Origin of the sequence: Brevibacillus laterosporus DSM 25, assembly GCF_002706795.1 — a bacterium.
Lineage (GTDB): Bacteria > Bacillota > Bacilli > Brevibacillales > Brevibacillaceae > Brevibacillus_B > Brevibacillus_B laterosporus.
Window position 1 is genome coordinate 3,180,170 of sequence record NZ_CP017705.1, and the last position, 13,895, is coordinate 3,194,064.

Genomic DNA, 13,895 nt, shown 5'->3' on the forward strand with positions numbered 1-13,895 from the left:
GGCAAAAATATGGAGTGATTTAGATATGTTTAGCAGAAGTAATGTGCAAAATTTGTATCGCTTATCTCCTATGCAAAAAGGGATCTTATTTCATTCCTTAAAAGATAAAGAAAATCATGCCTATTTTGATCAATTGATCTTTACTTTGGAAGGCAAGGTAGAGCTTGAATATTTGGAAGAAGCTTTTAATCAATTAATCAAAAAGCATGATATTTTACGAACTGTTTTCCGCTACAAAAAAGTAAAAGAACCCGTACAAATGGTATTAAAGGAAAGAAAATCCACTATTTATTTTGAAGATATTTCTCATCTTGAGGCGGATGAAAAAGATAATTACATTAATCAATTTAAAATGAGGGATCGGGAGAATGGGTTTGACCTCTCCCGTGACCTTCTCATTCGACTGTCATTGTTTAAACTCGACAAGGAACAATATCAGTTAATTATGAGTAATCACCATATCATTATGGATGGTTGGTGCCTTGGAATCATACTTAATGATTTCCTACGTATGTATAAAGGGATCGTGAATCATACTCCTGTTCCATTCGAGCATGTGACACCTTACAGCAAGCATATTCAATGGCTAGAAAAACAGGATCATCAAGAAGCAAAGGATTTTTATCAACAGCTATTAGAAGGATACGACAAAGTAACAGGTGTTCCACAGCAACTGGTTCGGGCAAACCATGAAGAATATGCTCATGGGCAAAGTATTGTGAAATTACATCAGGAAACAGCTGATCGATTGATTGCAATAGCCAAAGCCTATCAGGTTACAGTTAATACTGTTTTCCAAACGATTTGGGGAATTTTATTACAAAAATACAACAATACGGACGACGTAGTATTTGGTTCAGTTGTTTCAGGTAGACCAGCAGAGATTCCTGATGTTGAAAAAATGGTTGGCTTATTTATTAATACAATCCCAGTACGAATAAAGGCAGATCAACAAGAACGATTTGAGACGTTAGTAACCAAAGTACAAGAAATGGCCTTGGCTTCAGAATCATATGATTATCTTTCGTTGGCAGATATTCATCCAGAAGCTGGGGATTTCATCAATCATATTATTGCTTTTGAAAATTTTTATATCGATATGGACAGCTTTAATCAGTTGGCAGATAAAAAAGAGCTGGGATTCTCGCTTGCATTCGCCACAGACCATCATGAACAAACAAATTATGATCTAAGTGTGCAAGCTCAGATCGGTGATGAATCATCCATTAAAATTTTATATAATTCCAAGCTTTATTCATCAGAATACATAGCAAATGTGATTGACCATTTTGTCACTGTCGCTGAAACGGTTGCTGCTAATCCTAGCATACTCGTAAAAGAAATCGATATTTTAACAACTGATACAAAAGATCAAATCCTTCATGGTTTTAATAATACCTATGCAGATTATCCGAGAGAGAAAACCATACATCAGTTGTTTGAGGAACAAGTTGAGAAAAACCCTAATCAGGTTGCACTTGTGTTTAAAGAAGAGAAGCTTACTTACGGTGAGGTAAATGCGAAAGCAAATCAGTTGGCACATGTGTTAAGAAAGAAAGGTGTACAACCTGATGATGTAATTGGACTAATCACCGAACGCTCTTTAGAAATGATAATAGGCATTTTGGCGATTTATAAAGCAGGTGGGGCTTATATGCCTATTGATCCTACTTATCCAACTGAACGCGTTCAATATATGCTTCAGGATAATCAAACGCAGTTTTTATTGGTACAAAAACAGGAAATGCTACCAGCCAGTTATCAGGGAGAGGTATTGTTTTTAACACAGGAGAGCTGTATGGACGAGGAAGTATCCAACCTGCCTCCTACTAATCAAGCGCAAGCTTTAGCTTATATGATGTATACCTCTGGTTCTACAGGAGAGCCTAAGGGCATTTTGACAACACATCAAAACATTATTAAGACAGTCATTAATAATGGATATATTGAGATTACGCCAGCAGATTGTTTGCTTCAGCTCTCTAATTATGCCTTTGACGGCTCTACCTTTGAAATCTATGGGGCTTTATTACATGGAGCTACATTAGTTTTGGCACCAAAAGAGACAGTTCTAAATATGAATGAGCTGGCACGTCTTATCAAGAAGGAACAAGTGACAGTTTCCTTTATGACGACCGCTCTCTTTAATACACTGGTTGATTTGGACATCACATGCTTTCAATCGGTACGAAAGGTATTATTCGGTGGAGAGCTTGCTTCGGTCAAGCACGTCCTAAAAGCCCTTGATTATTTGGGCGAGCACCGGATTATCAATGTATATGGACCAACGGAATCTACAGTGTATGCTACGTATTACTCTGTAGATCACTCCATGTTGACGAAAGCAGCTGTTCCCATTGGTAGACCGATTAATAACACGAAGGCGTACATCTTAAATAAAGATGGACAGCCTCAGCCTATTGGAGTAGTAGGTGAGCTATGCATTGGTGGGGAGGGATTAGCTCGTGGTTATCTAAACCGTCCAGAGCTAACACAGAAACATTTCGTGGATAATGCATTCGTCTCAGGTGAGCGAATGTACCGTACTGGAGATTTAGCCCGCTTTTTACCAGATGGCAACATTGAATACATCGGACGGGTGGATGAACAGGTAAAGATTCGTGGTCATCGGATTGAACTGGGCGAGATTGAAAAAGTTCTCTTACAGCACCCTGCTATCAGTGAAACAGTCCTTCTAGCAAAACGAGACGAGCAAGGTCATTCCTATCTGTGCGCTTATGTAGTAGGTCAGGCATTTTGGACCGTTACAGAGCTACGTCAACACGTAATGGAATCACTGCCTGAATACATGGTACCCTCCTACTTCATCGAGATTGAAAAACTACCGCTTACTGCAAACGGTAAGGTAGATAAGCGAGCGTTGCCTGCACCAGACAGAAAAATGGGGAGTGCTTACGTTGCTCCAGAGAACGAAACAGAAGAGAAGCTGGTTCAATTTTTCCAAGAAATTTTGGGTGTCGAGCGGGTTGGCACGCAGGATACATTTTTTGAGCTTGGTGGTCACTCACTTAAGGCAATGATGCTGGTCTTACAGATTCATAAAGAGATGGGAATCGAAGTCCCGTTAAAAGAGATATTTACACGTCCTACCATCAAAGAATTAGCAGCGTATATTCATAAGACAGATCGCTCTACATATAGCATGATTGAACCAACCGCCAAACAAGAGTATTATCCAGTCTCCTTTGCTCAAAGACGAATGTTTGTTGTGCAACAGATCAGAGATACGAATACAACCAGCTATAATATGCCGTTTTTGCTAGAAATAGAAGGGGCTCTTGATAGGGAAAATGTAAGACAAACTCTGAAGAAATTGATAGAGCGTCATGAATCAATGAGAACGTCATTCCACATGATTGACGAGACCTTGCTGCAAAAGGTGCATGATGATGTGGCATGGGAAATGGAGGAGATGGAAGCGTCCGAGGAAGAGGTTTATGCTTTGACAAAATCTTTCATTCGTCCTTTTGATCTCGGTCAAGCTCCATTGTTTAGAGCAGGATTAATTCGTGTTAATTCTGAGCGTCATTTGCTGCTACTAGATACGCATCACATTATCTCAGATGGCGTATCTACTAACATACTCTTTCAAGATTTTACGCAATTATATCGTGGACGAGAGCTGCCTGCCCTGCGAATTCAATACAAGGATTTCGCCATCTGGCAACAAGGAGAGGCTCAGCTTGCTCGTCTGCACGAACAAGAGGAATACTGGCTGAAACAATTTTCAGAGAGTGTGCCTGTACTAGAGCTTCCTACTGATTTTCCACGTCCAGCGATACAGCAGTTTGATGGTGACGTATTGGACTTTGCATTAAATCAGCAAGTATGGAAGGAATTACAACAGCTCATTGTTAAAGAGGGCTGCACGGCTTACATGATATTGCTGGCGGCTTATCATGTCTTGCTTTCCAAGTATTCGTCGCAAAACGATATTGTGATAGGTTCTCCAATAGCAGGGCGCACAAATGCTGATTTGCAATCGATTATTGGGATGTTTGTTAACACGCTGGCTATCCGCACTAAATCAGAGGGAACTCAGACATTCCGCGAGTTTCTCTCTACGATCAAACAACTGGTTCTTCAAGCTCAATCCAATGCAGATTATCCATTTGAAGAGCTGGTTGATAAGGTAAATCCAAGTCGCGATCTAAGTCGCCAGCCTTTATTTGACACAATCTTTGTCATGCAAAACATGGATATTACCGAGGTTGCGATACAAGGTCTTTCAATCATAACGAAAGACATGGAATGGAAGCATTCAAAATTTGATCTTACATGGGCGGCTGTAGAGAAAGAATCCTTACATTTTTCAGTTGAATATAGTACCCGCTTATTTAAGAAAGAAACAATCGAGCGGATGGCGAAGCATTTTGCCCATCTGCTAAATCAAGTGGCAAAAAATCCTGACTTGAGCCTTACAGATATGGAATTGGCAACGGATGAAGAAGTGTACCAGCTTTTGGAGGAGTTTAATAATACAGAAGCTGATTATCCGAGTGATAAAACGATCCACCAGCAGTTTGAGCAGAAGGTAGAGGAAAACCCTGATCAGATAGCGTTGTTATTTAAAGATAAGGAAATTACTTACGGACAGTTGAATGCAAAAGCAAATCAATTTGCTCGCGTATTAAGAAAGCATGGGGTGCAGCCGGATCAAGCGGTTGGACTAATCACTGATCGTTCCATTGAAATGATGATAGGAATTTTGGCAATCTTAAAAGCTGGCGGAGCCTATTTGCCAATTGATCCTTCTTATCCATTAGAACGGATTACCTACATGCTAGAGGATAGTCAGGCACAGCTTTTGATTGTGCAGGAAGCCGCTATGATTCCAGAGGGGTATCAGGGCGAAGTATTGCTTCTAGCAGAAGAGTGCTGGATGCAGGAGGAAGCGTCCAACTTAGAGTTGATTAATGATGCTCAGGATTTGGCGTATGTGATGTATACCTCTGGTTCTACAGGAGAGCCTAAGGGAATTTTGACAACACATCAAAACATTATTAAGACAGTCATTAATAATGGATATATTGAGATTACGCCAGGAGATTGTTTGCTACAGCTCTCTAATTATGCCTTTGACGGCTCTACCTTTGAAATCTATGGGGCGTTATTACATGGAACTACATTAGTTTTGGCACCAAAAGAGACAGTTCTAAATATGAATGAGCTAGCACGTCTTATCAAGAAGGAACAAGTGACGGTTTCCTTTATGACGACCGCTCTCTTTAATACACTGGTTGATTTGGACATCACATGCTTTCAATCGGTACGAAAGGTATTATTCGGTGGAGAGCTTGCTTCGGTCAAGCACGTCCTAAAAGCCCTTGATTATTTGGGCGAGCACCGGATTATCAATGTATATGGACCAACGGAATCTACAGTGTATGCTACGTATTACTCTGTAGATCACTCCATGTTGACGAAAGCAGCTGTTCCCATTGGTAGACCGATTAATAACACGAAGGCGTACATCTTAAATAAAGATGGACAGCCTCAGCCAATTGGAGTAGTAGGTGAGCTATGCATTGGTGGGGAGGGATTAGCTCGTGGTTATCTAAACCGTCCAGAGCTGACAGCAGAGCGCTTTGTGGATAACCCGTTTCTTGTCGGAGAAAGAATGTATCGTACGGGAGACATGGCTAGATTCTTACCAGATGGCAACATTGAGTACATCGGACGAATGGATGAACAGGTGAAGATTCGCGGCCATCGAATTGAACTGGGCGAAATTGAAAAAAGTCTCCTGGAGTATCCTCCTATCAGTGAAGCGGTACTTGTCGCAAAACGTGATGAACAAGGTCATTCCTATCTGTGCGCTTATGTCGTAAGTAAGGATCAATGGACGGTGGGTCAGGTACGTCAACACCTACTGGAAGCTCTGCCGGAGTACATGGTACCATCCTATTTCGTTGAGCTTGAAAAGCTACCTCTTACTTCCAATGGCAAGGTAGACAAGCGTGCATTGCCTGAACCAGACCGAGTGATTACCAATGAATATGTTGCGGCAGTCAATGAGACAGAGGAGAAGCTAGTTCAGTTTTTCCAAGAGATCTTAGCTGTAGAACGAGTGGGAACGCAGGATACATTTTTTGAATTGGGTGGTCATTCCCTAAAAGCAATGATGCTTGTTTCAAGAATACACAAGGAATTAAAAATAGAGGTTCCGTTAAAAGAAGTATTCGCCAGACAAACCGTTAAAGAATTAGCAGCCTATATCAGACAGGCTGAACAGTCGGATTACAGCGAAATCCAACCGGCCATGGAGCAAGAATACTACCCAGTATCTAATGCACAGCGACGGATGTATGTTGTTCAACAAATGAGAGATGTGGAAACAACAGGCTACAATATGCCGTTCTATTTAGATATGGAGGGTGCTCTAGAGGTAGAAAAGCTATCTCTAGCTTTAAAACAACTAATTGAGCGTCATGAATCATTACGAACCTCCTTTCATATGGTTGATGATGAACTGATGCAAAAGGTACATGCAGAAGTTGCATGGGAAATGGAAATGATTCATGCCGTAGAGGAAGAAGTTCAACAACTTACCGATTCCTTTATGCGTCCTTTCGATCTTGCTAAGGCGCCATTATTCCGTGCGGGACTCATTCAAATCAATCCGAAGCGACATTTATTGATGCTGGATATGCATCATATCATCTCAGATGGGGTATCGATGAATGTATTGTTTCAGGATATAACGCAGTTGTATCAAGGTATAGAGCTGAGTCCTCTCAAGATACAATACAAGGATTTTGCGGTGTGGCAACAAGGCATGGCTCAGGTTGTCCGTTTTCAGGAGCAGGAAAGGTATTGGTTAAATCAATTCTCTGGTGACCTACCAATTTTGGAAATGGTAACTGATTATCCACGACCAGCCATACAGCAGTTTGACGGAGATTCCTGGTCGTTTGAAATTGACGCCAAAGTATTAGAAAGCATAAAGCAATTGTCAGCCGAGCAAGGAACTACTTTGTATATGACTCTGTTGGCGATTTATCAAATCCTGTTATCTAAGTATACCCGCCAAGACGACATCATTGTCGGAACTCCGATTGCAGGAAGACCTCATGCAGATACAGAGAGTATTGTTGGGATGTTTGTTAACACGCTAGCTTTACGTAGTCAACCAAAAGAAGAGCAATCCTTCCTCTCTTATTTATCAGAGGTAAAAGAAAACGTACTACAAGCATATGCCAACGCTGATTATCCATTTGAAGAGTTGGTGGAGAAGCTACATTTACAAAGAGATATGAGTCGTCATCCATTATTTGATACGATGTTTGTTTTGCAAAATATGGATATGTCTGACATAAATATTTCTGGTCTAAAGCTTCATTCGCGTGATTTGAACTGGAAAAATGCAAAATTCGATATGACCTGGATGATAGCCGAACAGACTAATCTGTATATTTCGGTAGAGTATAGTACGAACCTGTTTAAACGAGAAACCATTCAAAGATTAGAAAAGCATTTCACTTATTTAGTGGAACAAGTGGCTAAACATCCGGATTTTTTACTAAAGGATTTTGAACTCACAACAGACGAAGAAAAACAGCAAATACTGACGGTATTTAACGATACTGCTACTGATGATTTACAGGATTCATCCATTTGCCATTTATTCGAACAACAAGTACAGCAGTTTCCAGATAATCTGGCTCTTGTGTTTGGCGAAGAGCACCTCACATACAGTGAGTTACATGCAAAAGTGAACCAATTAGCTCGGGTACTAAGAAAGCATGGTGTACAGCCTGATCAAGCCATTGGATTAATCACTGATCGTTCTATTGAGATGATGATAGGAATTCTTGCTATTTTAAAAGCAGGCGGAGCCTATATGCCAATTGATCCTTCTTATCCACTAGAACGGATTGAACACATGCTAGAGGACAGCCGGACTAAGTTGTTATTGGTGCAAAAAACGGAAATGGTCTCTACTAGCTATCAGGGCGAAGTACTACTCTTAGCCGAAGAAAGCTGGATGCATGAAGAAGCGTCTAATTTGGAGGTAATCAATCAAGCACAAGATTTGGCGTATGTGATGTATACCTCTGGTTCAACCGGTAAGCCGAAGGGCAACCTGACGACTCATCAGAACATTATGCAAACCATCATCAACAATGGCTATATCGAGATTGCACCAACAGATCGACTATTACAGTTATCTAACTACGCTTTTGATGGTTCTACCTTTGATATCTATAGCGCTCTATTAAATGGGGCAACTCTTGTGCTGGTGCCAAAAGAGGTCATGCTCAATCCAATGGAGCTGGCGAAGATTATACGAGAACAGGATATTACAGTTTCGTTTATGACTACTTCTCTGTTCCATACTTTGGTGGAGTTAGACGTGACCAGTATGAAATCCATGCGCAAGGTTGTATTTGGTGGGGAGAAGGCTTCATTCAAGCATATAGAAAAAGCTCTGGATTATCTAGGTGAAGGTCGCTTGGTAAATGGGTATGGTCCTACAGAAACAACGGTATTTGCTACCACCTATACGGTGGATTCTAGCATTAAAGATACAGGAATTGTACCGATTGGGCGTCCTCTAAACAATACGAGTGTCTATGTCTTAAATGAGAATAATCAGCTACAGCCGATTGGAGTACCAGGGGAACTTTGCGTGGGTGGAACAGGAATTGCTCGTGGATATTTAAACCGTCCAGAGCTGACAGAAGAACGCTTTGTGGATAATCCTTTCGTTTCAGGAGATAGAATGTATCGCACCGGTGACCTAGTTCGCTGGTTGCCGAATGGAAACATTGAGTATTTAGGTCGGATGGATGAGCAGGTGAAGGTACGCGGTTACCGAATTGAGCTGGGTGAAATAGAGACAAGATTACTGGAGCATGCCTCGATAAGTGCAGCGGTTTTACTGGCAAAACAAGATGAGCAAGGTCATTCGTACCTATGTGCGTATGTGGTTACAAACGGGGTATGGACAGCTGCGGAATTACGTAAGCATGTCAGTGAAGCTTTACCAGAATATATGGTCCCTACTTATTTCGTGGAACTGGAGCAGTTACCGTTCACTTCCAATGGTAAGGTGAACAAACGTGCTTTACCAGAGCCGGAAGGACAAATTACCAGCGTTTATGTGGCACCAGAAACGGAGACAGAAGCAAAATTAGTAGAGTTATTCCAAGAGATTTTGGGTGTAGAGAAAGTCGGTACACAAGATATGTTCTTTGAACTAGGAGGTCATTCGCTAAAAGCGATGATGCTAGTTTTACGAATGAATAAAGAACTAGGAATGGAAGTGCCTTTAAAAGAGGTATTCACACATCCTACTGTCAAAGAATTGGCAGCAACGATCGACCTTCTTGATCGATCAGGCCACATGGAGATTGAACCAGCTCCAAAGCAAGATTTCTATCCTGTATCCTCTGCACAAAGACGGATGTACGTGGTCCAGCATTTAGGAAATATCCAAACAACAAGCTACAATATGCCACTTTTTCTTGAAGTGGAAGGAGCTTTAGAAATTGAAAAGCTTCATCAGGCTCTTGAACAATTGGTTAAAAGGCACGAATCTCTGCGAACATCATTTCATATGATTGACGAAGAACTGATGCAGCAGGTACATGAGGATGTGGTATGGGATTTAGAGATAATGGATGGAGAGGAAGAAGACCTTGCAAGCATCACAGCAGGTTTCATTCGTCCGTTTGATCTCAGCCAGGCTCCATTGTTCCGTGCAGGCGTAGTGCGTGTTAGCCAAGAGAAATTCCTATTCATGCTGGATATGCACCATATCATCTCAGACGGAGTTTCTACCAATGTATTGTTCCAAGATATAACCCAGCTCTATCAAGGAAAAGAGCTGTCTCCTCTCAAGGTACAGTACAAAGACTACGCTGTGTGGCAACAAACCGATGCTCAAGTGGCTCGCCTGCAAGATCAGGAAGGATATTGGTTAAGCCAATTTGCTGGAGAAGCTCCTGTACTAGAGATGCCGACAGATTTTCCACGTCCAGCAGTCCAACAGTTTGAAGGAGATTTATGGACTTTCGAGATTGATGCTGACATTCTCAGACAACTGAAAAAATTATCGGCAAGTCAGAGTTCTACTCTATATATGACATTGCTAGCAGCGTATCAGGTCTTGTTAGCCAAGTATACCGGTCAAGATGATATTATCGTCGGTTCACCAATTGCTGGACGAGCTCATTCGGATGTAGAAAGTATTGTTGGTATGTTCGTCAACACGTTAGCTTTACGTGGACAGCCTACAGGAGAGCAGACTTTTATTTCCTATCTTGCACAAGTTAAGGAACAGGTTTTACAAGCTTATGCTAATGCAGAATATCCATTTGAGAAATTAGTTGAGAAGCTTGATTTACAGAGAGACATGAGTCGCCATCCTCTCTTCGATACGATGTTTACTTTGCAAAACATGGAGATATCTGATATTGATTTGGCTGGCTTGACCTTCAAACCATTTGATTTTGAATGGAAAAATGCTAAGTTTGACATGGATTGGACGATGCTTGAGGAAGAAACACTCAAGGTTGCTATTGAATATAGCACTAGCTTATATGCGGAAGAAACAATTAGCCGGATGGCTCAGCATTTCACCTATGTTTTACAACAAATCATTGAGCATCCAGCAATACAGTTGGCAGAAATCAAAATTGCTACCTTGCCGGAAATCGAACAGATCTTGACGCAATTTAATGATACTAGGTCCAATTACCCTGATAACCAAACCATTCATAGCCTATTCGAGCAACAAGTCGAACGCTCACCAGAACAGATCGCGGTTGTATATCAAAATCAATCTATTACGTATCGTGAGCTTAATGAACGTGCAAATAGATTGGCACGTTGCTTGATCGACAAAGGCATAGAGAGAAATCAATTTGTTGCAATCATGGCGGATCGTTCTATAGAAACAGTCATTGGAATGATGGGAATTCTCAAAGCAGGAGGGGCTTATGTTCCGATTGATCCTGATTATCCTCTAGATCGAAAGCTATATATTCTGGAAGACAGTCATGCATCGCTATTATTGCTCCAGCACAAGCATGAGGTACCATCAGAATTCACAGGTGATCGCATATTGATTGAACAGATGCAATGGTATCAAGCGGCTGATACGAATGTAGGGATAGTCAATACAGCTGATGATTTGGCTTATATGATTTATACCTCAGGTTCGACAGGTCAACCAAAAGGGGTAATGATTGATCATCAAGCAGTATGTAATTTATGTTTAATGGCCCAAACCTATGGAATCTTTGCTAATAGTCGCGTTCTACAGTTTGCTTCCTATAGCTTTGATGCTTCCGTAGGGGAGGTTTTCCATACTCTTACAAATGGAGCTACTCTCTACCTTGTAGATCGCAATCTTCTCATGGCAGGGATTGAATTTGTTGAATGGTTAAGAGAAAACGAAATAACTTCCATTCCGTTTATCTCGCCTTCTGCATTACGGGCATTGCCGTATGAGGAGCTACCTGCATTGAAATATATCAGTACAGGTGGAGAAGCATTACCTGTTGATTTAGTCAAACTATGGGGAGCCAATCGAATTTTCTTAAATGCATATGGTCCGACAGAAACAACGGTAGATGCTACGATTGGCTTATGCACCCCTGAAGATAAGCCGCATATCGGAAAGCCAGTGTTAAATAAAAAAGCCTACATTATTAATCAGGATTATCAGTTACAGCCGATAGGGGTACCGGGCGAGCTATGCATCGGTGGAGTAGGGATTGCTCCTGGATATTGGAACCGGCCTGAATTAACAGCTGAGAAATTCGTGAATAATCCATTTGCCCAAGGCGAAAGAATGTACAAGACAGGGGATTTAGTACGTTGGCTTCCTGATGGAAACATTGAGTTTTTAGGACGAATTGACGATCAGGTGAAAGTCCGTGGACATCGAATTGAATTAGGTGAAATTGAAGCTCGTCTTCTTGAACATGAGCAGGTAACAGAGGCAGTTGTGCTGGCTCGTCAAGATGAGCAAGGTCAATCTTATCTGTGTGCTTATCTAGTAGTAACAGATGACTGGACGGTAGCAGAACTGCGCAAACATATAGGAAAAGCATTACCTGACTATATGATTCCTGCTTATTTTATTGAGCTTGAGGAATTTCCTTTGACACCAAGCGGTAAGGTGAATAAAAAGGCTTTGCCAGAGCCAGACGGACAGATACAAACGGGAGTGGAGTATGTAGAGGCTACTACCGAGGTCCAAAAAATCCTTGTTGAGGTTTGGCAAGAAGTTTTACGTGTAGAACGGATTGGTATCTATGACAACTTCTTTGAACTGGGTGGAGACTCGATCAAGGCTATTCAAATTACAGCAAGACTGCGTCGCTACCACCGTAAACTGGAGATCAGTCATTTGTTTAAGCATCCAACGATTGCAGAGCTTGCACCATGGATTCAAACCAGTCAGGCACTGATTGAACAAGGAACTGTCGAAGGCGAAGTTATGCTCACGCCAATTCAAAAAGCATTCTTTGAAGAAAATCAGGAACAGCCGCATCATTTTAATCAGGATTCGTTACTGTACAGCTCGAATGGCTGGAACCAAGATGCGATCGAGAAGGTATTTGAAAAAATAACGGAGCATCACGATGCCCTGCGAATGGTGTATCCGCATACCGAGGACAAGGTGACTCAGATCAACAGGGGACTTGAGGAGAAGGCGTTCACATTGCAGGTGTTCGATTTTACCCAAGAACCAACTGATACGCAGACAACGAAAATCGAGCAAATCGCTACTCAATTGCAAGCAGGCTTTGATTTAGAAAAGGGACCTCTGGTACGACTTGGCTTATTTACCACCAAGGCTGGGGATTATTTACTGATCGTGATCCATCACCTGGTGATTGACGGCGTCTCTTGGCGTATTTTGCTTGAGGATTTTCATACTGCTTATCAGCAAGTTATTCAAGGTCAAGCAATTGCACTTCCTGAAAAAACGACCTCCTTTAAAACATGGAGTGAGCGCTTGAATGAATATGCAAATAGTCATGTTCTTTTACACGAGATTCCATATTGGAAGCAGATGGAAGAAATATCGATCGCCTCTCTTCCTAAAAAAGGAAACAATGACGGTAGATACTATGTGAAGGACAGCGAATATGCCACGATGAGTCTAACAGAAGAGGAAACCCAGAATCTTCTTACTCGTGTACATCGAGCTTATCGAACGGAGATTAATGATCTGTTGCTTGCTGCATTAGGATTAGCCAGTAAGGAATGGACAAAAGAGAATCGAGTGGCTATCCACTTAGAAGGTCATGGTCGTGAGGAAATAGGTGAAGGGGTAGATGTCAACCGCACTGTTGGATGGTTTACCTCACTGTTCCCAGTCGTTATTGATTTAGAAAATGACGAATTGCCTCTCATCATTAAATCGGTAAAAGAAACCCTGCGCCGAGTTCCTAATAAAGGCATGGGCTACGGCATACTCAAGCATCTGACAAGCGATGCGAACAAACAGGATATTACCTTCTCGATTCGCCCAGAGATCAGCTTTAACTATCTGGGGGTATTTGATCAACAAGAGGAGGAGAGCGAATCTGCTGGGATTCCTACTGGTCAGCCGATTAGCCCGCAATATTATGACACGCATCTGCTGGAGTTTAATGGAGCGGTCTCGAATAACCAGCTACATGTAAATTGCCGATTTGCTCCTGTAGCCGTTGATCGGGCGATTGTTGAAATTTTGATGGAGCGCTTCAAGCACAATTTACTTCTAATTAGTAAGCATTGCTTGGAAAAGGATACTGTAGAATTTACACCTACTGATTTTACAGAAAAGGAATTAAGCCAAGAACAGCTAGACGATCTATTAGATGATTTATTTGAAGACATAGATGATCTGTAATCACAATGAGATAGGT

At 41.5% G+C, this 13,895-nt stretch carries 1 protein-coding gene; it reads left to right on the forward strand.

Going from position 1 to position 13,895, the window contains the following annotated elements; all coding sequences use genetic code 11:
- Nucleotides 1-25 precede the first annotated feature (25 nt).
- Complete coding sequence (locus BrL25_RS15420; RefSeq protein WP_099327267.1) at nt 26-13,879, forward strand: non-ribosomal peptide synthetase; 13,854 nt, start codon at nt 26-28, stop codon at nt 13,877-13,879.
- Nucleotides 13,880-13,895: the final 16 nt, after the last annotated feature.